General features: G+C 69.9%; 26 protein-coding genes and 1 pseudogene. 25 read left to right on the top strand and 2 right to left on the bottom strand.

Going from position 1 to position 23,450, the window contains the following annotated elements; genetic code table 11:
* Positions 1–147: 147 nt before the first annotated feature.
* The 20 genes from FKR81_RS37445 (at position 148) to FKR81_RS37350 (ending at position 17,855) form a co-directional block, all read left to right on the top strand.
* The gene (locus FKR81_RS37445; RefSeq protein ID WP_235922135.1) at positions 148–885 is read left to right on the top strand and encodes a hypothetical protein; all 738 of its coding nucleotides are present in this window, start codon (positions 148–150) and stop codon (positions 883–885) included.
* A gap of 115 nt (positions 886–1,000) precedes the next feature.
* Positions 1,001–1,720 (top strand): SAF domain-containing protein, encoded by a 720-nt coding sequence (locus tag FKR81_RS37440; RefSeq protein ID WP_146359044.1) that lies wholly within the window; start codon positions 1,001–1,003, stop codon positions 1,718–1,720.
* Positions 1,720–2,631, top strand: a complete 912-nt coding sequence (locus tag FKR81_RS37435) for a chromosome partitioning protein (protein ID WP_146359042.1) — start codon at positions 1,720–1,722, stop codon at positions 2,629–2,631. The genes FKR81_RS37440 and FKR81_RS37435 overlap by 1 nt, the downstream gene beginning before the upstream one ends.
* Positions 2,628–4,136 (top strand): CpaF family protein, encoded by a 1,509-nt coding sequence (locus FKR81_RS37430; protein WP_235922134.1) that lies wholly within the window; start codon positions 2,628–2,630, stop codon positions 4,134–4,136. The genes FKR81_RS37435 and FKR81_RS37430 overlap by 4 nt, the downstream gene beginning before the upstream one ends.
* Positions 4,124–5,050, top strand: a complete 927-nt coding sequence (locus FKR81_RS37425; protein WP_146359041.1) for a type II secretion system F family protein — start codon at positions 4,124–4,126, stop codon at positions 5,048–5,050. Before FKR81_RS37430 ends, FKR81_RS37425 begins: the two co-directional genes overlap by 13 nt.
* A 10-nt stretch (positions 5,051–5,060) precedes the next feature.
* Positions 5,061–5,954 carry a type II secretion system F family protein gene (locus FKR81_RS37420; protein WP_146359039.1) on the top strand — a complete coding sequence of 298 codons (894 nt, stop codon included), beginning with the start codon at positions 5,061–5,063 and terminating at the stop codon, positions 5,952–5,954.
* Between the two features lie 46 nt (positions 5,955–6,000).
* Complete coding sequence (locus tag FKR81_RS37415) at positions 6,001–6,189, top strand: hypothetical protein (RefSeq protein ID WP_146359038.1); 189 nt, start codon at positions 6,001–6,003, stop codon at positions 6,187–6,189.
* Positions 6,190–6,242: 53 nt separating this feature from the next.
* Positions 6,243–6,680, top strand: a complete 438-nt coding sequence (locus tag FKR81_RS37410; RefSeq protein WP_407936580.1) for a TadE/TadG family type IV pilus assembly protein — start codon at positions 6,243–6,245, stop codon at positions 6,678–6,680.
* A 147-nt stretch (positions 6,681–6,827) separates the two neighbouring features.
* Entirely contained in the window at positions 6,828–7,241 is a 414-nt protein-coding gene (locus FKR81_RS37405; protein ID WP_235922133.1) for a pilus assembly protein TadE, read from the top strand.
* Positions 7,238–7,711, top strand: a complete 474-nt coding sequence (locus FKR81_RS37400; RefSeq protein WP_235922132.1) for a pilus assembly protein TadG-related protein — start codon at positions 7,238–7,240, stop codon at positions 7,709–7,711. The genes FKR81_RS37405 and FKR81_RS37400 overlap by 4 nt, the downstream gene beginning before the upstream one ends.
* A gap of 51 nt (positions 7,712–7,762) precedes the next feature.
* Entirely contained in the window at positions 7,763–8,194 is a 432-nt protein-coding gene (locus FKR81_RS37395) for a hypothetical protein (RefSeq protein WP_146359034.1), read from the top strand.
* A 163-nt stretch (positions 8,195–8,357) separates the two neighbouring features.
* The gene (locus tag FKR81_RS37390; protein WP_235922131.1) at positions 8,358–11,423 is read left to right on the top strand and encodes a BTAD domain-containing putative transcriptional regulator; all 3,066 of its coding nucleotides are present in this window, start codon (positions 8,358–8,360) and stop codon (positions 11,421–11,423) included.
* A gap of 1,327 nt (positions 11,424–12,750) precedes the next feature.
* Positions 12,751–13,005 (top strand): hypothetical protein, encoded by a 255-nt coding sequence (locus tag FKR81_RS37385; protein WP_146359031.1) that lies wholly within the window; start codon positions 12,751–12,753, stop codon positions 13,003–13,005.
* A 69-nt stretch (positions 13,006–13,074) separates the two neighbouring features.
* The gene (locus FKR81_RS37380) at positions 13,075–14,271 is read left to right on the top strand and encodes an AAA family ATPase (RefSeq protein ID WP_146359029.1); all 1,197 of its coding nucleotides are present in this window, start codon (positions 13,075–13,077) and stop codon (positions 14,269–14,271) included.
* A 44-nt stretch (positions 14,272–14,315) separates the two neighbouring features.
* Entirely contained in the window at positions 14,316–16,076 is a 1,761-nt protein-coding gene (locus FKR81_RS37375; RefSeq protein ID WP_146359028.1) for a vWA domain-containing protein, read from the top strand.
* A gap of 58 nt (positions 16,077–16,134) precedes the next feature.
* Complete coding sequence (locus tag FKR81_RS37370) at positions 16,135–16,413, top strand: hypothetical protein (RefSeq protein ID WP_235922130.1); 279 nt, start codon at positions 16,135–16,137, stop codon at positions 16,411–16,413.
* A gap of 27 nt (positions 16,414–16,440) precedes the next feature.
* Positions 16,441–16,785, top strand: a complete 345-nt coding sequence (locus FKR81_RS37365) for a hypothetical protein (RefSeq protein WP_146359026.1) — start codon at positions 16,441–16,443, stop codon at positions 16,783–16,785.
* 3 nt (positions 16,786–16,788) lie between these two features.
* A complete protein-coding gene (locus FKR81_RS37360) occupies positions 16,789–17,154 on the top strand; it encodes a hypothetical protein (RefSeq protein WP_146359024.1) in 366 nt (121 codons plus the stop codon).
* A 60-nt stretch (positions 17,155–17,214) separates the two neighbouring features.
* Complete coding sequence (locus FKR81_RS37355) at positions 17,215–17,412, top strand: hypothetical protein (RefSeq protein WP_146359022.1); 198 nt, start codon at positions 17,215–17,217, stop codon at positions 17,410–17,412.
* A 104-nt stretch (positions 17,413–17,516) separates the two neighbouring features.
* Positions 17,517–17,855, top strand: coding sequence for a hypothetical protein (locus FKR81_RS37350; RefSeq protein WP_146359020.1), 339 nt, complete (start codon positions 17,517–17,519; stop codon positions 17,853–17,855).
* A gap of 242 nt (positions 17,856–18,097) precedes the next feature.
* Here the strand turns inward: FKR81_RS37350 and FKR81_RS37345 are convergent, their stop codons facing one another.
* Complete coding sequence (locus tag FKR81_RS37345; protein WP_146359018.1) at positions 18,098–18,403, bottom strand: hypothetical protein; 306 nt, start codon at positions 18,401–18,403, stop codon at positions 18,098–18,100.
* Positions 18,404–19,127: 724 nt separating this feature from the next.
* Here FKR81_RS37345 and FKR81_RS44045 point away from each other — a divergent pair.
* Positions 19,128–19,286, top strand: a pseudogene (locus FKR81_RS44045) (SU10 major capsid protein); the annotation flags it as partial.
* Positions 19,287–19,404: 118 nt separating this feature from the next.
* The gene (locus tag FKR81_RS37340; protein WP_146359017.1) at positions 19,405–20,076 is read left to right on the top strand and encodes a hypothetical protein; all 672 of its coding nucleotides are present in this window, start codon (positions 19,405–19,407) and stop codon (positions 20,074–20,076) included.
* On the opposite strand, the gene FKR81_RS37335 is transcribed toward FKR81_RS37340, so the two are convergent.
* Positions 20,073–20,939, bottom strand: coding sequence for a MarR family transcriptional regulator (locus FKR81_RS37335; protein ID WP_146359011.1), 867 nt, complete (start codon positions 20,937–20,939; stop codon positions 20,073–20,075). The genes FKR81_RS37340 and FKR81_RS37335 overlap by 4 nt on opposite strands.
* A gap of 343 nt (positions 20,940–21,282) precedes the next feature.
* Between FKR81_RS37335 and FKR81_RS37330 the strand changes: the two genes are divergently transcribed.
* The 3 genes from FKR81_RS37330 to FKR81_RS37320 all read left to right on the top strand — a co-directional run bounded on the left by FKR81_RS37330 (position 21,283) and on the right by FKR81_RS37320 (position 23,434).
* Positions 21,283–22,176, top strand: coding sequence for a restriction system modified-DNA reader domain-containing protein (locus FKR81_RS37330; RefSeq protein ID WP_146359009.1), 894 nt, complete (start codon positions 21,283–21,285; stop codon positions 22,174–22,176).
* A gap of 311 nt (positions 22,177–22,487) precedes the next feature.
* Positions 22,488–22,661 carry a hypothetical protein gene (locus FKR81_RS45365; protein WP_235922129.1) on the top strand — a complete coding sequence of 58 codons (174 nt, stop codon included), beginning with the start codon at positions 22,488–22,490 and terminating at the stop codon, positions 22,659–22,661.
* Positions 22,662–22,924: 263 nt separating this feature from the next.
* Positions 22,925–23,434: a ParB/Srx family N-terminal domain-containing protein gene (locus FKR81_RS37320; protein WP_146359008.1), complete on the top strand. Its 510-nt coding sequence runs from the start codon at positions 22,925–22,927 to the stop codon at positions 23,432–23,434.
* Positions 23,435–23,450: the final 16 nt, after the last annotated feature.

Genomic DNA, 23,450 nt, shown 5'->3' with positions numbered 1-23,450 from the left:
GGCAAGAGCGGCACGAACCCCAAGCCGAACAGCCCTGGCAACGGGAAGCCCGACACTGGGCGTCGTGGCTCGGCCAACCGGGGTGACGGCAGTGACAACGGGGACACGATCGTCGGGGGCAACTCGAACTTGGCGAACTGTTCGTATGTGAAGAGCGACTACCAGCCACCGTCCGGCGGCGTGGTGACCGCGGCCCTCGGTCGGCCGTTGACCTCAGGCATTGCCACGGCGCGACCGGCGGTGCTCACCCGCCAGCCGCGTATCGCCGTCCTGGCGCAGCAAGCTGCTCAGGGCCAGCCGGGGGCTTGGTACCTCTGGAAGTGCACCGGCGAGGGGGTGGCGGATGCGCTGTACCGGCCGCCGGTGTGGATTGCCGACGGACACCAGCCCGGAGCGGCGATGCTGCCCTCACCGGCCGAGCTGGCGCAGCTGGCGCGCAAGCAGCTGCGGCTCGCCGCACCGACGATCGCGACAAGCCCGTCCGGTGACCAGTTGGTGCACCTACCGACCTGGCTGTGGCTCTCCACAGGGTGGGCTCCTATCTCGGCGACCGCATCCGTGCCCGGTGTGTCGGTGACCGCGGTAGCGACACCGACGGCGGTGACCTGGTCAATGGGCGACGGCAGCACGGTGAGCTGCACGGGGCCAGGTACCCCGTTTCGGGCGAGCCTCGATCCGACATCGGGTTCCCCGGACTGCGGACACACCTATCGCAGATCCTCGGCCCGCCAACCAGGTCAGACCTTCCCCGCCTCCGCGACCGTGCATTGGACGGTCACGTGGTCGGGCGCAGGCCAGGGCGGGACGTTCCCGGACATGACGACGACCGGCAATGCGGCGTTCCGCGTGGCCGAGTCCCAGGCCCTGAACAACGGCAGCGGCTGACCCTTCGCGAGGCAGCTCCGCCCACATCACCGAGAACACAGAGCAAACTCGTCGTTCCGCTCGCTGATCAGCACCGGCGACGCGGCGCACTACCCCCATGCCTGGAGGCGCTGGCATGAAGACACTTGTGACGAGCAATCCGAACTCCGACCGTTCGTCCACATCGGACGATGCACCGTGGGTGAGCAACGGCAAGAACCCGGATGCCGCCTCACGGCTGCGGGGCGCGGGTCGTCGCCGGAGCCTGCCCTACCTCCTGCTCGGCGTGTTGCTCGTGATCGTGTGCACGGCGACGTTTCTGTGGATCTCGCTGACCGCCGGTGATCGGCAACCGGTCCTGGCGCTGGCGCGTCCGGTAACCGTCGGCCATCTGCTGAGCGCGCAGGATCTACGGCAGGTCAACGTGGCGGTCGATCCCGACGTGAGCGTCGTGGACGCCGGACAGGCCGCGAGTGTGGTGGGCAAGACGATGTCGGTGAGCCTTCCCGCGGGCGCGTTGCTCACGCCGGACTCAGTCGGAACTCCTGCCGTTCCCGTTGCAGGGCAATCGATCGCGTCGTTGGCGCTCAAAGCCGGGCAGTTCCCGGCGGAAGTAGTGCCAGGGGCACGGGTGTCCGTGGTGTTCGTCCCCGGTGGCGCGAACGGGTCGGCCACGTCTCCACCGGCATCGGAGACGGCACCGGTATGGCCGGGCGTGGTCACCAGCGTGACCACACCACCCAACGAGCAGACCACGGTGGTGTCGGTGCAGTTGGCCGAGGCCGCCGCCCGCCAGGTCGCCGCGATCCCGGTGGGCCAGTTGTCGCTGGTGCTGCTGTCGGGCGGTGATCGCTGATGCTGGTCGCTGTCCTCAGCCTGAAGGGCTCGCCGGGCGTGACGACATTCTCGGTTGCCCTGGCGGCGCGTTGGCCCGCACCGGTCCGCACTGTCCTGGTGGAGGCGGATCCGTCCGGGGGCGACATCGCGACGCGGTTCTGCTTGCCGTCCACGCCCGGTCTGCTCAGCCTTGCCGCGGCGGCACGGAGCAGCCCTGACTCTGAGTTGCTGTGGCAGCACACCCAAGCTCTGCCGGGCGGGCTCCCAGTGGTGACTACGCCACCGGACGCCGACCAAGCGCGAGCGGCGCTGCTAGCCCTGCCGCCGAACTCGTCCGCAGGCGTCGATGTCCTGCGAAGCACCGCGAACGCCCCGGACACTGTGGTGATCGCGGACTGCGGCCGGATCGATCACGGGTCCGCGGCGATGGGCATCGTGCGCGAGTCCGATGTGCTCGTGCTGCTCACCCGTGCTCACGCCGACGACCTCGCGCACCTGGCCCGCCGACTGCCCGCGGTCGGCCGCTGGGCGCCACGGGCCGCGCTGCTGCTGGTCGGCGAGGGCTACTCCACCACCGAGGTCAGCCGGGAGCTCGGCGTGCCGCCGCTGGGCCGCGTTCCGCACGACGAGCGCGGCGCCGCCGTGCTGTGCGGACGACCGCCACGGTCACGGTGGGGCCGCAGCGCGCCGTCGAACTCCGCGCTGGGCCGGTTCGCGCACAAGGTCGCCGTCGTGCTGACGCCCACGCCAGCAGCGCCGCCTCCCTCCTTCGACCTGGCTGGCGCTGACCAGAAACACACGGCTGTCGCGCGGTCGACTCCCGCCGCACCGAACGGTGCCGCCTCAAGCAGCGGACTCCGGCTCGCACCCAGCCCACCTGATCTGCCGGCCGATGAGCAACGCGATTCGCAGGGAGGAGCAGCGTCATGAACCAGCCCACCAACGGTTATCCGCCCGCGATGCACTTGCACTCGCGCCGGCCACCTCTCGAAGGGCCCGGCCGGGCCGACGCGGCAACGGCCAACGGCCGCATGTGGGCGTCCGAGCAGAACGACCCCTGTCCCGCCTCACCGCCAGACGAGTTCAGCGACGGCGACGACGATCTGACGGTCGCGGCGGGCCGGCTCCGGCGGCACCTGCGCGACACCCTCGCCGCCGAACTGCCCCGGCAGGTGGCTGCCCAGCAACCGCGCACCGGCGCCCCCGTGACGCGGGAAGCCCGCCGCGAGCTGGCCCGGTCGATCCTCGACACCGCGGTCCGCGTCCACAACGAGAACGAGCTGACCGCCAACCGCTCGCTAGTCCCCTCCGGGCTCGAGCAGCAGGTGGTCGTCGAGGTCCTCAACGAACTGTTCGGCCTAGCCGGCCTGCAACCGCTGCTGGACAACCCCACGATCGAGACGATCAACGCCAACCGGTGGGACCGGGTGTTCGTCCAGCACACCGACGGCCGTCGCGAGCAGGTCGCGCCGATCGCCGGGTCGAACGAGGAGCTGACCGACCTGGTTCGGCTACTCGCCGCGCGGGCGTCCAGCCAGGAGCGGCGGTTCGATCAAGGTTCCCCGGCGGTGAACCTCCAGCTGCCCGGCGGGGAGCGGCTGTTCGCGGTGATGGGCCTGACCGCCGGTGGGGTGACCGCGCTGTCGATCCGCCGGCACGGCTACCTCACCGCCACGCTGCCCCAGTTGCGCGAGCGCGGCACCATCGACGCCGGGCTCGGGGAGTTCCTGCGGGCGCTGGTGCGCGCCAGGAAGAACATTCTGATCACCGGCGGCACCGGCGCGGGCAAGACCACCCTGCTACGGGCGCTGGCGTCGGAGATGGCCCCGCTGGAGCGGATCATCACCATCGAGGACGCCTTCGAACTCGGCCTGCAGCGCGACCCGAACATCCACGCGGACGTGACCGCGTTGCAGGCCCGCGAGCCGAACGTGGAGGGCGAGGGCACGATCTCCCAAGCGGACCTCGTGCGCTGGGGCCTGCGCATGTCCCCGGACCGGGTCATCGTCGGCGAGATCCGCGGCCCGGAAGTCATCCCGATGTGCAACGCCATGTCCCAGGGAAACGACGGCTCGATGGCCACCTTGCACGCCTCCAGTTCCCGGATCGCGTTCACCAGACTCGCCTCCTACGCGGCACAAGGCATCGAGCGGCTGTCATTGGAGGCCACCGCGCTGCTGGTCGCCAGCGCGGTGCACTTCGTGGTGCACCTGGCCCACGCCACAGACCGCACGACCCGCGTGGTGTCCTCGATCCGCGAGGTCGTCGACGCCGACGGCCCCCAGGTGGTCTCCAACGAGATCTACCGGCCCTGCCCCGACCACCGTGCCCGGCCGGTCCCCGGCGCGCTGCGCACCGACACCCTCGACGACCTCGTCGACGCCGGCTTCGACCCCGCCGCGCTCGAGCACCCTGACGGGTGGTGGCCGCAGTGACCCTCCTCCTCAGCCCCACAGTCCGACTCGCCGCGCTGCTGGGGACCGGAGCCGGACTCGGCCTACTTCTGGTGATCATCGGCTGGCGCGGCGTCGACCCGAACCGGCCGCGCCGCCCGCTGTCCCGGCAACACCACAGCGACAGACCGCGGCACCGGCGCGTCCTGATCCACCTCGGCGTCGCAATCGCGGTAGGCGCGGCGACCGGGGTGATCACCGGCTGGTTCGTCGGCGCGATCCTAGCCGGACTCGCGTGCTGGGCGCTGCCCCGCGTGCTCGGCCGCGACCCCGAACACGCGCGCCGAGTCGCCCGCATCGAAGCCATCGCCACCTGGACCGAAATGCTGCGCGACACGCTGTCGGCCGCCTCCGGCCTGGAGCAAGCCATCCTCGCCACCGCGAAGCTGGCGCCGACGCCGATCCGGAGCGAGATCACCGACCTCGCCGTGAACCTGGAGAACGGCGAGCGCCTCGCGCCATCCCTGCGCGGAATGGCCGACCAGGTTGCCGATCCGACCGGCGACCTGGTGATCGCCGCTCTGATCACGGCCGCCGAGCAGCAGGCCCGCCAGCTCGGCGACCTGCTGGGTGCCCTCGCGCGGACCGCGCGGGAGCAGGCGTCGATGCGGATGCGGATCGAGGCCGGGCGCGCCCGTACCCGCACCTCAGTCCGGGTGATCGTGGGCACCACTCTCGCGTTCGCCGCCGGGGTAGTGCTGCTCAACCGCTCCTACCTGTCGGCCTACGACTCCGTGACCGGCCAGCTGATTCTGCTCGGCATCGGCGGGCTGTTCACCGCCGGGTTCGCCTGGCTGGCACGCATCTCCCGCGTCACGGAGCCAACGCGGTTCCTGGCAATCGCCGACACGCGATCCCGCAAAGACCGGCCACTGGTCGCAGAAGGACAGGTGTGAGGTGACCGGCGTGATCACCGCACTGGTGCTGGGCACCGGGACCGGAACTGGGCTATGGGCCTTGATCGTGTGGGCGCTTCCCACCCGCCCCCCGCTCGAGGTGATCCTCACGCGCGCCACCACGCCCCCGGTGCCGCCTCCGATCCTGGTCATCGACGACACCGGGTGGGCGGCCACGCTCGGCCGCCCCGCCGTCGCACCGCTACGCGCCCTCGGGTTGCCCGGCAAGCGTCTCGGCCGCGATCTGGCCCTCATCGGCCGCCCACTGGCCAGCCACCTGGCGGAGAAGGCCACACTGGCTCTCGCCGGACTCCTGCTGCCCATGCTGCTGCACCTGGCGCTCGCGTTGGCCGGGCTGTCGCTGACGTTCGAGGTCCCGATCGTCGCCGGGCTCCTGTTGGCCGCCGCCGGATTCCTACTGCCCGACCTGCAGGCGCGATCCGAGGCAGCGAGGTCGCGCACCGGGTTCCGCCACGCCCTGTCGTCCTTTCTGGACCTCGTGTGGATCACGCTGGCCGGTGGCGCGGGCGTCGACACCGCCCTGCACGACTCGGCCGCCATCGGCGGCAGCTGGGCCTTCGCGCAGATCCAGCGCGCCTTGGACACCGCGCGGCTCACCCACACGACACCCTGGGCGATGCTGCGCCAGCTCGGCGAGGAACTCGACGTCACCGAACTGGCCGAGCTCGCGGCATCGGTCAGCCTGGCGGGGACCGAGGGTGCCAAGGTCCGCGCCAGCCTCGCGGCCAAGGCCGCGGCGCTGCGCACCCACCAGCTCACCGACGCCGAGGCCGACGCCCAGTCCGCGACCGAACGCATGTCACTGCCGGTCATGGCACTGTTCCTGGGATTTCTCGCATTCATCGGCCACCCGGCACTCATACAAGTCCTCAATGGACTGTAGATCCCGACACGACGGGCCTTCGACGTTGGACAGGAAGGAGAACGCGATGCACGAGCACTGGCACGCAATGTGGACCACGCTCAAGACTCGCATCGAGCTGCTGCGCCGCAACCCCGAGGCGGGGTACTCGACCGAGACCGTGCTGGTGACCGCACTGCTCGTCGCAGTCGCGCTCGCCGTCGTGGCCATCATCGCCGCGAAGGTCCTCACCAAGGCCAACGGCATCACCCTGTAGCCGTGACGACCGCTATGACAGCCTCACCGCCGGACCACCACCACCGGCGCGGGTTGAGAGGTCACTGGCCGGGCGCGAACCGGTCCGGTCGACTGCGCCGGGTTCTGCGTGGAGATCTCGGTGCGGTCAGCGCGGAACTCGTGATCGCGACACCGCTGCTGCTGTTGATCCTGCTGGCCATCGTGCAGTTCGCGCTGTGGAGCCATGCCACACACATCGCGCAAGCCGCTGCCGCGCAAGGGCTTGCCGCCGCGCGAGCCCAGAACGGAACTGCCGCGGCCGGCACCGCCAGCGCACAACAACTCCTCGACCAGTTGGCCCAAGGCCCGCTGACCGGCACCAACATCGCCGCCGAGCGCGGCGCCGTATCCGCCTCCGTGCGGATCTCCGGCATCGCCACCTCGGTCGTTCCGTTCCTGAGTCTGCCGGTGCGCGCCGAGGCCGTCGGGCCGGTCGAACGGTTCGTGCCCGACGTCGCGACAGGCCGGTGACCGGCGATGACGTTCAGCCTATCCGTTCTACGCTCCCGCTCGGCGCACCCGACCGCCAGGCACCCGCACGGCCGCCTACAACGGCCGCAGCGGCGAGAATCCGGCGGCCAGGAGTGGTCGGCCTGGTGGCGGAACGATCGCGGCTCGGTGGCCGCGGAAGTCACCCTGGTGGCGCCGTTTCTGGTCATGCTGCTGGTGTTCGTCGCCGTGGTCGTCCACCGGGGAGTCGACGCGCGCCTGCGGATCAATGATGCCGCGCATCAGGCCTCGAGGGCGGCCAGCATGGAACGCACCGTGCCACGGGCTGTCGCCGCGGCACACGCGACCGCGGCGACCGCGCTGGCCTCGGCCGGTGTCGCGTGCCGGTCGCTGGGCGTGGACACCGCCACCGGCGGAATGCGGCCAGGCGGCACGGTCAGCGTGACCGTGTCCTGTGTGGTCGATTTTGGCGACGCGCTGTTGCTCGGTGTGCCGGGCCAGAAACGCTTGTCCGCCACCGCAAGCGAGCCAATCGACACCTGGCGCTCGGTGTCGGGGAACGCTGCCGGAGGCGGCGCATGAACCGTACACCCCGACCTGTGCGGCGCGGCCGCTGGTGGCGCACCCGCTGCCGCCGTTGGTGGCGCGCGGACGAGGGCCGGGTGAGCGCGTTCGTGGTGACGATCACCCTCGCGATCCTCGTGCTGGCCGGGCTCGCCCTTGACGGCGGCCTGGCGCTCGCGGCCAAGGTCAAGGCCAACGGTCAGGCTGAGGCCGCCGCCCGCGCCGGCGCCCAGGCCATCGACCTCGCCGCTTATCGCAGCGGCGGCACCCTGCAGCTGGTGCCCGTGCACGCGGTCGCCAACGCGCAGGGCTATCTCGCCGCCGTCGGCGCGTTGGGCACGGTGACGGTGTCCGGTGACACCGTCACGGTCACCATCACCGCCGCCCAGCCCACCCAACTGCTCGGGCTCGTCGGCGTGTCCCGCCTGCCCGTTCACGGTGTGGGCAGTGCCCATCCCCAACGGGGCGTGGTGAGCATCGACCCGTGACCACGCCCGGCCGCTCGCAACACGTGCGGCGCGTCAACGGAAGGAATCCGCATGGCTACGACGGAAGAGATCGAACGCCGCGTCGAGGACGCGGACTCCGCGCGGAGCGCGAGGAGGTCCGCCGCGGCGAAACAGGTCGGCGAGCTGGCCCTACGCCGGACCGCCATCGCCGAGCAACTCGCCGACATCGAGCGAGACCTCGGCGATGTTCTCGCCGAGTCCAGCGACGTCATGGAGATCGAGGAGCTGGCGGAGTTCACCGATCTACCGGTCGCTGACCTCACGCGCTGGCGCGACACCCGGAAGACCAACCACACCAAGAAAAAGCTACGCGCCGCTCGCTCAGTCGGCGCCCGCGACGACACCAGCCGAGGACAATCCACACCGAGGCCTCCGACGAGTGGCCGGGCACCTGGGCCGCCCGCTGTACCCCGTGTCGAGGTCGTGACAGCGCCCGAGCGGGTCGCCGCCGACGTGAGCTGACATCTCCGGCCGCGTCCGTGCCGCGCCCGCGGACGCAGGGTTGACCACGGCGCCGATTGCGCTGTACCGCCTAGGAATCGAGCACGTCATGACCGCACACCCTCGAACCTCCCGTCGGCCGATAATCCGGCCGCCGCGCACCGGCCGCCGCCCCTGGTGGTCGGTGCTCGCTGGCACGCTCCGGTTCGTCGGCCGGGTCCTGCGGGGGCTGATCGCCGCCGCTGTGCTGCTCGCGCTCGTCGCGGGTCTGCCGTGGGCGTTGTGGCACTACATCGGCTGGCCTCTACCGGACCACATCCCGGCCTGGGCGGAGGTCGAAGCCCTGCTGCTCGGCCCGATGACCGCGACGTTCCTGCTCGACTTCCTGGCCTGCCTGTGCTGGCCGGTGTGGGCCGCGTTCGTGCTCGACGTCATCGGCTGCGCGGCCCAGGCCACACGAGACGGCATGCGCGCCGCCCACCGGCCCCAGGCCTCGGCGCGCGGGCCGGGGCACGCGCTGGCCGCGGTGCTGATCAGCGCGATCCTGCTGCCGATCCTGGGCAACCGCGCCACCTCGCCACCCACCACCCCGCTGTCCGCACCTGCCTGGACCGGACCCACGGTGGTGGCGACCGCCCCGGCCTGGCACGCCACACCCGATGCATCCGCTGTCGCGGTGCGGCGTGCCGCTCTCGTTACCCAGCAGGACAGTTCGGCCGGCCCGGCCGCAGGTCAGCGACCTCAGTCGGTGGTGGTGCGCGCCCGCGATCCCGAGAGCGGAGTCCACGACTCGTTGTCCCGCATCGCCCAACGCACCCTCGGCGACAGCGCGCGCTGGCCGGAGATCTTCGAACTCAACAAGGGCAAGCCCCAGCCCAACGGCAAGCCGTTCACCAATCCACACCTGATCTTCCCCGGTGAAGAACTCCGCCTGCCCGCCGACGCGAAGGCCGCGCCCGTGCCCCCGCCGGCTCAGCCACCACAGCCGCCACCGCGGCAACCGTCGCCGGAGCCGTCCACGCAGGCGTCGGCCACCACACCACCATCTACGACCACGAGGCCGCCCGCTACGTCGGTGCCCGCGGCTCACCCCACCGCAGGCAACCCGGCACCGCGATCCGTGTCGGACGAGCCCGCGATCGGTTGGGGGCCGGAGCTGTTCGTCGGGCTCGGGCTCGCCGCCGCGGTGAGCGCGGCGCTGCTGGTCGCGCGCCGTCGCCATCGCAACCGCTATCGGCCGGGCAGTGGCCGACGCGACGACCTCGACCTCCCTGTCGCCCCGGTGGTCTACCAGCTGCGACTGGCCCACCTGCGTGCCGAGCGGGACGACGAACTCGACCTCGAGGACACCGACTCACGCCAGGACGACCGTCACCTGGTGCCCCGGCCCACGGTGGTCATCGGCGTGGACGCCCCCACCTCGAGGCAGATCGCGCCAGGGCTGGGGGTGCGCGACGGGCGGGAGATCGCGCTGGACCTGGCCGCAGCCCGTGGCCTCGGCCTGATCGGCGCGGGTGCCCCCGCGGCCGCTCGCGCGCTGCTGGTCACCGCGCTTACCACAGCGACACACTGCGCGGGCCACCTGGCGATGTCGGCGGGGACGAGCGTGTTGGTCCCCGCCGACGACCTGCCGCTGTTACTCGGGCACGGCACCACTCGCGCCCACCTGCCCCGGTCACTGCGGGTGCTCGCCGGCCTCGACGAGGCGCTGGATGAACTGGAGGCCCGCATCCTGCGGCGGGCCCGCGAGCAGGACTCGGGCCCGTGGCCCGCGGTGGTTCTGGTGGCGCGGCCACAGCAGCACAATCACCAGCGGCTGCAAGCCGTCCTGGACAACGGCGCGCCCTTCGGAATCGTCGGCATCCTGCTGGGGCAGTGGCGGGCCGGCGTCACCGCCTACGTCCATGAGGACGGCACCATCTCCGCCACCGGCCCCGGCCTGGGTGAGGCGCTACGGGGCACGCAGGTGTTCCGCGTCGGCGCCGACGACGCGACCGACCTGCTCGACCTGCTGCGCCACGCGCAGCCGCAGACGCCCACCCCGGACGCGGTGCTCGGCTCACATGTACCGGGTCCTCGTGCTACGCACACCGAATCGGCGGAGCAGGACATGGCCGCGGACGACGCCGGGGCCCACCGGGTCGGCGGCGAGGTCGCGGTGGCCGGCGAGGACGTCCTCGCGGCGGACACCGAGCTGGAAGTCACCGCCGTGGCGGGCCCGGTCGATTATTCCGGCACCGGACTGGAGATCATCGAGACGCGCGCGGTCCCACCGACCGGCGCGCGGCCGCGCCCGGCCGCGGTCACCGAGCGGCCACCGTCCTCAACCAGCTCCGAAGTCCACGACCACGAGGCAGCAGTCAGCGACGAGCCGCACAGCATGGATACGGGCGAGCCCTGTGACCCCGCGAGCGCGGATAAGGGCGATCGAGCCGCGGTCCCGGTCCGGCTGGCCGTGCTCGGCCGGCCGCGGGTGTACTGGCGACCGCACCCCGGCGCCGAGCAGGACGTCACCGGCGCGTTCCAGCCCCGGCTGCGGGAGCTGCTGATGTTCCTGGGCCTGCATCCCGACGGCGCCACGCGGGAGTCGCTGATCGGGGCGCTGTGGGCGGACAGCCCACCGGAGAAGACCACCAGCGCGCTCAACACGGCGCTGTCGCGGCTGCGCGGCACCCTGAGCAAGGCCACCGACGGCGCGCTGGCCGACATCGTCGTCGCCGGGCAGGGCAGCTTCCGGCTCGATCCCACGGTGGTCGACGTCGACTACTGGCAGTTCGACCGCGCGGTGGCCCGGCGCCGTGCTGCCACGACCCCGCACGACCGGACCGACGCCTACCGCGACATCGTCAACTCCTACACCGGGCCGCTGGCCGACGGAATGTCCACCGACTGGATCGAGTCCGCGCGCGAGGCCATCCGCCGCGACACCCTCGACGCCGTGGCGGCCCTGGCCCGCGCCCTGGTCGACGACGACCTCGAGCAGACGCTCGACCTGCTGGAGCTGGCGCGGGCCTTCGACCCGCACAACGAGCTGCTCTACCGCGACATCATGCGGCTGCAGGAACGCCTCGGCCGACCGGACGCCATCCCCCGCACGCTCACCCTGCTCACCACTCGGCTGGCCGAGGTGGACGACCGGCCCACCCCTGAGGCGATCGACCTGGCCGCCCGGCTCGGGCAACGCCACGAGACGGCATCCACCGCCACAGCTGGTCTGCCGCGCGGCGGCGGACTGGAGCCGCGGCGCTGAGCGCCCGCCGGGTTCGTCATCCGCCATGTCTTCGTCGTGGAGCTCGGCGGGGGTCGGCGCCGAGCCCGGCGATTCCGAGCAACGCCGTGACATCGTCTTGCCGTGTGGCCGGTTGTAGGCCTCCGCCTGGGCGATGAGCTTGGGGTTTCGCCCCCAGCCGACGAGTAGCCCGACCAGTTTCACGAAGTCGGCGACTTCCGGCACCAAGAACCAATAGACCTTTGAAGGAAAGTCGAAGTGCCGCGCGTACGCACCAAAAGACCCTCTTCTATCACCTTCCGCAATGTTCCCGTCACAATGCTATCGTGCGAAACATACCGGTTCACCCAGCCATTCTTCTCCGAGGGCAAACGACGTGACAGCGGAAAGAGTCTCAGCACATCACACGGGGTCGCGCGCGAGCGTCACGTTGTTCGCCGGAGCCCACTTGTCGCCGAAGAGGTACTTCACATTGTAGACGTCACGAAGGAACTACTCGCCCCTCGAAACAGCTGGCGCTCCGTCTTGACGCCTCGCCGCGCGCGTCGGCCCAGCCCGCTTCCCGCTCCCGTCTGGTTCTACGCCTCGCCGATGGATTCTGCAGTCACCTGGGTCGCCATCGGGCCGAGTCGTGCTCGTTCACGTGGGCTCGCCTTTTCCTCGGTCGCACGTGATCGAGCCCCCGAAAGTACGCCGAATTACGCGAGAGGCACATTTCCACTCATGTCGAGCCTGCACACAAGTGTTACCGACGGTAGCCGGATCGGTAGGCGCGGACACGTACAGCTACTTCCGTTGGGGGTTCCCATGGGGGATCACATTGGGGGTCAGCTTGGGGATCCTGTTAGAACGCCACCCCCGATGGTCGAGAAAGAGGCTGCTCAAACCGCCTGCCGGGGGATCCGCTGGTATCCCAGACTCGCGTGCCCACACGCCGGTAGACACATCGGGGCGGGCCGGGTGGTCGCGCTTTCACCGCCGACACGTGGTCACGGTTCAACCGTCCCACCTTCCCCGCATTCGCCTTTCCTATTGTTTGTTACATTTCTTACCCTTCGTCGTGTTGTTGCTCGCATCTCGCTATACCGTTTGCCGCCCGCAGGGGCCGACGCACGGCCGGATCGCTGAGCTGCGGAAATCCCTACAAATGACGGCCCGAATTGTGACCGCACGGACGGATTTCCATTCTCCCGTCGCGACCGCGAAAAGAGTCTTGAAATGGGTGGACATTTCTATTGCGTACGGCGCGCGGCAGAGTAATAATTGTACTACCGCCGGGGGAACCGGAAACCACACCGAATACCACACCCGGCGCGAGCCATGCCTAACGGACGAAACGGGGAATGTCATGACTACCACCACGACCGCACCGTTTGAAATGATCGAGAACGGTGTCACCGTGATGTGCTGCCCGGTGACGTTCGACGGCCGGAAAGTCACGGTTCATGCCCCGGACGGGTCGCGCACGCGGACGCGCCGCAACTGTGGCGGGTATGCCACCGCTGCCGTTTTGCGCGCGATGGGCTACGCCGATCTTCGCGCCAGCATTTCCGGTGACGGCGACGACGAACGCGTCGCGCATTTCACCGTTGCCGCCGGGTAATCCCCCCGGACCTGCCGAATTCCCGCACCGGTTCCGAATTCGTCCGCAATGAGCGAAAGGACATCCGCGATGACCGCGCCAGCCACGCCGACGCCCGCCCCGGCGGCCTCCGGCACGACGACCGCCGCCCCGGCGGGCGGACGGTTGCCCAACGGCGAACTGCGCCGCCGGGTGGCGCAAGTCCTGACCGATCGGGCGGGCGCGGAACTGACTCCGCGCACGATCGCCGCCGCGCTCGGCGGGAGGTCGTCCGGGGCGATCGGCAACGCGCTGGCGGCGCTGACCGCCAGGGGCTACGCCGAGCAGACCTCGACCAAACCGGTGCGCTACCGGTCGACCCCGACCACCGCCGACGCCGCCGCCGCGCCCGTCGCGATCCCATCCGGCACGCCGCGCCGCCCCCGCACACCCCGCCCGACGACACCGCCACCCGCGACGACCACGCCCGCCGCCCCGGCGACTCCGGCGGTGACCGGTCCGGTGACGCGTCCGAACGGGCAGCTCTACCACCCGCGCACGCTGTCCGGGCTGCCCGATGTGACCGCGCTGCGCAAGTTGCGCGACGCCGGGGTCGCCGCCCTGATGTACGGACCACCCGGAACCGGGAAGACCTCGGTCGTCGAGGCCGCTTTCGGTGACCTGGTCACGGTTCAGGGCGACGGCGACACCACGGTCGCCGACATCGTGGGCGAGTACACCCAAACCCCGGACGGCAAATTCGTGTTCGTGCACGGTCCGCTGGTCCGCGCGATGCGCGAAGGCCGGACCCTGTTCATCGACGACGCCACGCTCATCCCGCCGACCGTGCTCGCCGTGGTCTACCCCGCGATGGACGGACGCCGCCAAATCATGATCAAAGCCAACAGCGGCGAAGTCATCGACGCCGCCCCCGGCTTCTACGTGGTGGCCGGACACAACCCCGGCGTGCACGGCGCGGTGCTCTCGGATGCGTTGGCGTCGCGGTTCTCCGTTCAGATCCAGGTGTCCACCGACTACGACCTCGCCACCCAACTCAAGATCGACAAACGCGCCGTGTCCGTGGCGCGCAACCTGTCCACCCGACAGGCCAACGGCGAGATCCGGTGGGCACCACAACTCCGCGAACTGCTGGCATTCCAGAAGATCGCCGACGTGTTGGGCATCGACGCCGCCGCCGGGAACCTGATCGGCACCGCCCCGGAAGAGGACCGCGACATCGTGGCCACCGCCGTCAAGACCGCCTTCGGTAAAACCGTTGCCCCGCTGGCACTCGGTGCCCGTATCTGACCACCAGCCGCCCCGCCCGAACCGTCCGGAAAGGACACACCGCGATGACCGCGCACATGATCGCCGACCCCGCCGCCACCGCGTCGGCCGTGTTCCCCGCCGCCCCCGGATGGGACGCGCTCTCCGCCGCGCTGACCGCCGAAGTCCCCGCGATCGCCGACCGCGACGACCTGCTGGTCACCATCGCGCCAGGTGCCGGACAGGGTGCCCCGGCGTGTTTCCTGCCCGCCACCGCCACGATCGAAGTCGACGGTACGCACCTGCACCCGGTCGACCCCGCCACCGCCACACCGCACCGGATGAGCGACCGGAAACGCTACGCCCCCACCTGGGGTGCGCTGACCCACGAATGCGCGCACAGCAAACACACCGCCTGGCTCGCCGCCGTCCCCGCCGACGCCGACCCCGGCGCGGTCGAGGCCGCGCTGCTGCTGGAAGAGCCCCGGATCGAACGGGCACAGATCCACCGCCGCCCCGACGACCGGCACTGGTTGCGCGCGTGCGTGAAAACCATCGTCACGGGCGGCATGAAACTCGACGACCCCGCCTTCGCCCCGAAAATGACCCCGCGCGACGCCGCCCACACCGCCGCCCTGTTCCTGGGACGCACCGACGGCGGCATCCTCACCCGCGCCGAAACCGCCCCCGTCGCGGACGTCGTGGAAGCGGTGCTCGGCAAGTTGACACTCGCGAAGCTGCGTGCGGTGTGGCATCAGGCGTTCCGCACCGCCGACGACGACACCGCCGTCATGCTCGAACTCGGCCGCCGGTGGTGCGAGATCATCGGACCCGACCCCGACACCACACCGCTGCACCTCGCCGACCCGTCCGCCGCCCCCGACCCGTCCGGCAGCCCGTCGCCGTCCCCGCTGGCCGACGCGATCGGCAAGGCATTGCGCAAGGTGACGCGCGCGGTAGCGCGGGCGAAGCTGCCCGAGGACCCCGCCGAGATCGCCGCCCGCACGAAGGCCGCCGACGCCGCCGCCGCGAAGAAGGCCAGCGACGCCGCCCGCACCGTGTTCTCCATGGTCGGTGGTCCCCAGGACGGAACCACCGAAACGACCGGCACCCGCCCGCCGACCACGGACGAACGCACCGCCGCGCGGGTACTCGGGCGCGCGCTGACCACCGCCGGAGTCCGCGACCGGGTAGCGACGAAAACGACCTCGACAATCCCACCCGGACGCCTGCGGATGCGCGGAGCGCTGGCACGCGAGGCACAACTCGCCGCCGGGGCGATGCCGACCGCCGAACCGTTCACCCGCACCACCCGCACCCCGGTCCCGACCCCGCCGCTACGGCTCGGTATCGCGTGCGACGTGTCCGGGTCCATGGGCAGTTTCGCGAAACCGGTCGCCTCGACCGCGTGGATTCTGGCCAACGCCGCCACGCAGAGTCCGGTGCCCGCCGACACCGCCACCGTGATCTTCGGGCATCACGTCCGCCCGATCACCCGCCCCGGCACGACGCCCGCCGCCGTGACCGAATTCGCCACCCGCGACAACTGGGAAGCTATCGACACCGCGATCGACGCACTCGACGGCGCGCTCGGACTGTCGAGCCCCGGTGCCGCGCGGTTGCTGGTCATCGTGTCCGACGGCGACTTCCGTCCCGGACCCCGGCAGAACGGGCAGCAGCTCCTCGACCGGTTGCGCGCCACCGGTTGCGCGGTGTTGTGGATCACCCCGGACGTCATGTGGCGCAATCCGATGACCGGGGCGACCGTGCACGTGATGACCGACCCCACCACCACCGCGCAGGCCGTCGGCCGCGCCGCCACCGCCGCCCTCCGCGCCACCCGCTGACCGCCAGCCCGGTCCGGGGCGGCCGCACCGCCCCGGACCCCAACCGGAGGTGTTCACCATGGCTGCACCGCCGCCCACGGTGACCTTGTCGCCCCAGGTCTACCGCGCGGTGAGTGCGTTGCTGGCCACCAGCAGCGGCTTCACCGCCGAATGTCGCATCGCCCCGGACGACATCGCCTGGGCGACCAGCCACGGCGGCGCGCTGCGCACCTTCGAGCACCCTGACGGCAGCGTCACCTTCACCAAAGCCCACCGCGACGACTGCCCGTTCGTGGCACACAGCGGACGTGAGGACTGCGACGACGACTGCTCCTTCGAACTTCCGTCCAGGCGATAGAAACCCACGCACATCAAGGAGATCACCGTGACTGTCCCCGATGTACCTGAGACCGTGGTTCGTCGCTTCACCGACAACGGCTGCGAGGTGACCTCGGTCGTCAACGAGCCCGCGGATGCGCAACAGGTGTTGTACGGCAACGTCACCCGTGACGGTGTGCTCGTAGGCAGCTACTACCCCGCCGACCGTGTCCGCCAGTCCGACTGGCGCATCGTCACCGCCGACGGCGACCACCTCTGCCTCGGTGGCCACCCGGTGACCGCGCCTTACGAAGGTGACGCCGTCTTCGTGCTGACCACCATCCTCACCGCCCGCGAAAGTCACGAGGTCGAACGGCTGCTCCGCGACGCGACCCGCCCGCCACGGCGGTGACCGGTGACTACCACCGCCGACTTCTACGACGGGCGCGGACCGCACGCCGTCTGGCTCGGCTCACTCCAAGGCGACGCCGACCCCGCCACCGTGCGCACCGTCGCATGTGGACGACTGCTGTTGGACGCGACCGACCCGCTCACCTACGCCGACGCCGTGACCGACCTGCTCGACGTGTGGGCCGACGAAGACCACAGGCACGGCTACCATCCACACAACGGCTGGCCGTGGCTGTGGCCGGACAGCCGCGACACGGACTGGGTGTTCACATTCGCCCACGGTCGGGTGTGGATCACGACCGGACGCGCGTGGCCGCGTGTCCACCAGCGAGTGTCGCAGCAAGACCAACAACGGCCTGAACCCCAATAGCACAATAGGAGTTCACGGTGCCGGAAGCCGTCTCAACGGCAACTCCCATCGCGCGCCACCATGTCCACCGCACACGCCACCGGGGAACCTCTGTTCGAGCTGTGCAGCGAAACCGACCACCGATGTACCCGTTGCGGCGCGATCAACACCTGCGAGTCGGACTCGTTGCCCGGCTACGGAGGCACCACCGAGTGGTGGGAGCGTTGCACCGCCTGCCGGGCCGCTGTCGGCGGCTGCGACATGTCCGCCGTGCTGTGATCCGAACCCGGCGTCCAACCGGATGTCCGCAGCACATGGGCCACAGTGTGCAACGAACCTCTCGGGACGAGCGCGACGACAACACCGGAGACTGGAGGAACGCGATGGACGACCAAGGTGACAGTACTCAAGACAAACCGTTCCGCCTACTGGACTTCGAGGCGACCTGCCCGGACTGCGCGGTCGCCGTCGGCGAGCCACACGACTACGACGAGTACGACGGCGGGTGTGACGTCGCGCGCTGCCTGGTGACCGGGCTGCAGCGGCTGATGTGCGACCTCGACCACGACTGCGGGCGAGACGTCTGGACCGGATGGTGGCCCGGTCATCTCGACTGCGAGGAACTCGGCTGGATGATCGGCCCCGGCTTTCCCGACCTCAACCGCCTCTACACCGAGGCGACCTGGGATCCCGCACGGTGCGCCTGGGTGACACCCACCTGACCCAGCCCTACCCACGTCCGAGGACCGGACCTCTGACCTGCCAGCAGCCGAAGAGGTACTGGCAGGTCTCGACCTCGTCAACCAGCACGTCGTACCCCGCGGAGGCACCGAAGCCTGAGCAGCGATCATGCGGTGGGCACGGCTGATCTCGTCAGGCCACGCCGGGGTGCTGATCGCTCGCGCCCGCTCGTGGCTCCACGCCGCCCGCGACGGGCGAGACGCAGCGGCGGCGACGCCAAGGATCATGAATGGCCGTCGGGTTCGTGGCCTTCAGCGGACCACCGGTGGAGGTACTCGTCGGCCTGGTGCGCGATGCCCTTCGCCCGGAAGGCATGGTCATCGTTGTGCGGGTGGCCCTGGATGACGGCGAACAACTCCGTCGCCTGTCCTGTCTCTCGGGACACAGTAGCCATGTGATCGATCTCGAGCACGCGGGTCATCTCGATGCCCTCGCCGTCACACATGGAGACACGGATCTCCGTGTCGTACCCGGTCGGTAGCTCGTTCGCCTTCGCCTGAAGCAGGGTGATCGCCTGACCGATGTTCATAGGTCCCTCCCGCCTCGGCACCTTACTCACCGCGCCCGAGAATGCACCGTTCCCAGACCCCACGATGGAGCCTCCACGTCGAGCGGCCTGCCGTCACCGGACCAGGGCACTCTGAGTAAGCACCGGGTCGAACGTTGATCGAACCTATGGTGGCCGCCGTCTTAGCCGGCCTCGCCCGCCAACGGGCCGGCGCTGGATGTGCTGGTGGACTTCGCGTTCCGCCGCTACCGACACGCGATGCTGGCCGGAGTGCCGCCGAGTGAAGCGCGTGCGCTCGGGCCGGCCCGAGCGGCTGACTTACGTGGCGACCCGAGACCGCCAGCGCCGGACGCCTCACCGTGCACGCGGGTTCGACGTGGTGCCGTAGATCGCCGGGTGCGAGCGGATGGCGCACCTGCCCGCGTGCGCGCGGAGATCCAAGCCGCCGCGTCCGGCTGGGCCGACCCACTGATGCGCCGCGCTAACCTCGATGACCTGGGTCCGCTACCTCGGCGAGGACGGTGCGATCGACACCGCGGCGATCGCCGCCAACCTCGCCGCAGTCCTGGCCCAGCGTCCCACCTCGCGCGTGTCGACGGTCCACGCCGCCCGGACCCGTCGCAGGGGCCGCGGCAGGGTGGACCGTCTGGTGTGGACGAGCAGATCCGTGAGGCCGAGGCGAAGGGCGACTGGCTCACCGCCACCTCGCTGAAGAACCAGCGTCTCACCGAGCAGGCACGCCAACAGCGTGTACGACCTGCGTCCGCCGGACCCGAACCGGCAGCGCCTGGAAGGCGCGAACGCCCCGAGCGCGGAGGCCCGCGTCCGTGGGCAGGACCGCAACGTGCTGGAGATCCACCAGGAGACCGTGGCCGTCACCTACACCCGCCAGTCCGCGCAGTAGATGTTCGCCGCCACCGGCTCCGCAGATCCCAACGCCCAGAACATCGGCGGCTACAACGCGGTGGCGGTGGACGTCGCCACCATCGAGACCGACCTGCGCTGACAGCACGGTGATGCCGATGTCGACACCGCACCCGCTGGCCACCGTCGCCGACCTCCAGACCCGTACCGAGGTTGAGCTCACCTTGGAGCAGAAGGGCCTGGGCGGCAGTGCTGATCGCCGATGCGTCCGCAATGGCACGCGCCCGCGTCCCGGTATCTTCCGTTCCCCGCCACCGGCTACGGCACCGGGCGTGATCTGCACCGCGCTGCTGCGCACGCTGGCGTCGCCGCCGCCGGACGGCAACACTTCCGAGACGGTCGGCGGGCACACCCGCACCGCCGCGCACGCGATGGCGTTCTCTACCTCACCGATGACGAGCTCGACCCGCTCCGCCCGCCCCTGCCCCGAACCGCGCGGGGCGTTCTCCATCTGGACCGCTCGAGACCCAGGAAATGGTCAGGCACCGCGCCCCTCGGCCGGTGCCTGTCGCTCCTATCGGCCCGATTCCACGCCACCTGTTGCCCCACCAACAGGTTTCACTCGAACAGAGCAGCGCCACGCGACTCGCGCGGCTTCTTCAGGGATCTCACTTGCCTGGCTCGGACGTAACGACACCAAGGCCTCCAAACGTCACTGTTCGGGCACGACTTGGTTGATCATGCCCGAACAGCGGCGTTCACTGAATTCACCCATGGTGTCGGAGATTCCGTTGGGACACAACCACATCCGCCACATCGTCGATCTTTAGCTCGTCGGCGAGACAGCCTCCTGCTCGGATTCGGCGAGCGCGAAACGCCTCGGCTTGTCCAGCGTCTTCGTCGCCACGCCGTCCTCGACCAGCTTGTCCAGCGCGTTGCTCACCGCGCCCGACGACTTCCCGCCCAGCGCGGTCGCGATCGCGGTGGGACCGAACTGCTCGCCGGGGTGGTCACGCAGGTAGTCCTCCACCATCCCGCGCAACGCGCCGGGAGCCAGCCGTGCTGCCTTCTCACCCGTTGCGTCCGCGCCACCTTTCGTCGATGGGTCGACGTCGGTCGTCGCGCCGTCCGGGCCGTCAGCGGCGGCGGGGTCGGTCACCTCGGCGACGACGGGCTCGGCCTCCACGGGGTCGGCCACTTCGGTGTCGACCGGGGCCTGTGCCTCATCGGCTGCGGTGTCCGTCGGCTCGACGGAGTCTCCCTCGGTATCCGTGGCGTCCTCGGCGTCGGGCACATCCGGAGCGGCCTGTGTGGTGTCCGTCGCGTCGGCGTCCTCCGCCGCAGGGGTGTCCACCGGGGTCGGGTCGGCCTGGGTGGTGTCGACTTCGGTGATCGCCCACAGGTCGGCGGCGCGCCGACCACCCTCGGCGATCCCGGCGGTGCGGGTGACGCTGCCGTCGGCGGCCCATTTGACGAGGATCTTCTGCGCGGTCGACTTCCCGATTTTCGCCGCGACGGACAGGTCGGAGGCGGCGCTGTTCGGGGTTGCGTGCAACGCCTCCCACAGCTTGTCTTCGGTGTCGGTGCGGACCTTCGCGGCGGCGGTCTGCTCAGGAACCGACTGCAGGGTCCGGGGGGATCCGGTCGTGCTGGCGGTGGTGCGGGTTTTGCGGGTGCGGGTCTTGCTGGGCATGACATCCCTCGATTCGCTTCTGTGATCGGTGGTGGGTGGTCATGCCCCGGCCGGAGCGGTGTGGCCCCCGGTGCGCTGCCGGTGTGTTCGGGCTACACGACTATGGACGCTTCCTTCGGCCCATGAAGTCAAGCGGGTTCGACAAACAAGACGCCTGTCTCGTGTAGACGGTGGCGCGGAGCAGGGATTCTGTTGCGCCACATGGGTCCACTTCGCCCGGTTGTGCACATGGGCGTTGACAACCACGCGGTCACGAAGCGTCCATACACGTCGATCACCCGGCCACTACGTCCGGAACCAGATGACCCCGTTCCCCGACCATCCAACCTTCAAGGACATCACCATGACCACCGGATCCGACGCCGTCCGGCCCCACCAGGTAGCCGCTGCCGCAACGAACGCCGACCTGCCGACCGATGAAACCGGCACACGCGCCGGGACGCCACAGCTCGACCAGGAGTCGGAGATGCTCTGGCAAGAAGGACTTCCGCCGGATGCCATGATCCTCGCCCCGGCCTTAGCGGCCACCCCTATGCCTCACCCCGAACAGGGCTGGGCGATCCTTGTGCTCGCTGTGGACGTCCTCGACGACACCGATCCCGACCGGGAAGGCGAAGTCGCCCTGTTCGCCGGATGCTGGCTCCCCGAGCAACCAGCCGCTCACCTGTGCGACGGTGACCTCGTACTCGTGCTGACCGAGCCCGACGACGATCCGTTCCAGGATGACTGCGACGACCGTGTCGACGTGGAAATGCTGCTCGCCCATCGCAACCGATGGCAACGGGTCGGCGAATGGCCAGCACTGGACGCCCGCTGGCCATGGATCGTCGCGCCGACCGCTGCAGCGGTCATGAGCCTGCACACCGACGCGACGGAAGTCGCCGCCCACCACGCCAGTGTGGCCCCGCCGTCGGCGCGCCCCTTCCACGGCTGGGGCGGCAACATCGGCATCGTGGACCTGGTCACCGCCGGTCTGGTCCAACCAGGCGAAGAGTTCATCTGGGACCGCCCCGGTCACGGTGCCCGACACACCGCCAGAATCCAGCCCGACGGCACACTGCTGCTCGTCGACGGTCGCACCTTTGTCAACCCCTCCGGAGCCATTACCGCGCTCGGTGGCAGGCATCAGAACGGCTGGACGGCGTGGAAGCGGACAGCGGACGGGCGTGCTCTGGGTGACCTGCGGGCCGCGCTGCGAGCGCAACGCGGGCTCCCGATCGAACCCCGGCGGCGTTGACGCCTGCGCGGCGCCGGACTGCCCGCGCGGGCAGTCCGGCAAGGGCACACGAGGAGGGCCTACCCGGTGCAGAACTTCCTGCCTACAACGGATAGTTTGGTCGTACGAGGTGCGGGAGCCGGAGACTGCCCTGGCCACACCTTGGAAGCCATCGCAGTGCGCGTGTCCGCAGACATCGCCGCCGCGCGTACCCAGACGCCATTCCGGCCCACACCCACAGCACGATCACCATCCTGCCTCACCAACGGACACTCGAGATCCGCGTAGAGGGCTTCGCCACCATCCCGGACCGAGCGACGACCCGTGCACTGGTGGTCGCGCTGTTCGAGTTGGTCAGCAACCACAACATCATCGCTCCTGACGCGATGAAATCGCCACTGTTCACGCAGAGCATCTTGCTCGTCGACTCGCTCGGTCAGCCCTTCGCCGCTATGGTGGGTGCGGGCCTCAGCGAGCCGGAACCCGTTATGCCGCAGCAATTGTAGGTTCTCATCGTTCCTTGCGCTTGATCTTGTTCCGACCTTTGTGTTCGGTCGGCTTCTCAACGACTTTCGCCCGAGCTGTCTCAATGTACTGCGCTTCCTTCGCAGTAGAGCGGCTCGACGGTCGGCCGACGCAAGTGTCGTGAGAACGGGCAGGTCTCTGAGCTGGCGGGTTGCGGCAACACGTCCGCCGGGGCCGTAGCTTCTACTAGCTAGCTCGTGTATTCATCTGTCGCGTGTTCGTCACGTAGCGGCATGCTCTGTGGATGGACGAAGAACAGCAGAGGGATCAGCTTGAGCCCGAGCAGACCGGACGGCTGATCTATTGGGTTCAGTATGTCCTGGTGCCGATGGGCCAGGTGCCTCGCGAAGTGCCGTGGCACGAGGACTGCATGCGGGACGCGGCAGTTGGTGTGACGTCTCCGGGCGAGCGGTCCGACGTTGCTGGCGTACGGCGCTGCTGCTGGTACCACAGTGGGGACTGGGATGCAGTCACCAGGACAGCGGTCCGGTTGATTGCTCAAGTTGAGGCGACCGGCGTCGAGGAGAACTACCAGCTTTGTCAGCAGGTACTTGACGCTGCCCGCGCAGACGGGATGTCCGGATGGCCGTTGCAGGCGCTGAGAAGCCTCGTTAAAGACCCGATCCTGATTCGCAAGGACGCCAAGTTGCGGTCCGTCATCGACGGTGGCCAGCACCGTATCCGAGCCATGCGCGACGCTGGCCTCACTGAAGTCCTCGTTGGTAACCCGCGGTGGCGACGAGAGGACCTTTAGGAGTCTTCACACGCCC

Origin of the sequence: Lentzea tibetensis, from assembly GCF_007845675.1 — a bacterium.
In the GTDB taxonomy this organism is placed as follows: Bacteria; Actinomycetota; Actinomycetes; order Mycobacteriales; family Pseudonocardiaceae; genus Lentzea; species Lentzea tibetensis.
The sequence above is the reverse complement of the archived record's forward strand: the minus strand, read 5'-3'. Positions and strand labels throughout refer to the sequence as shown.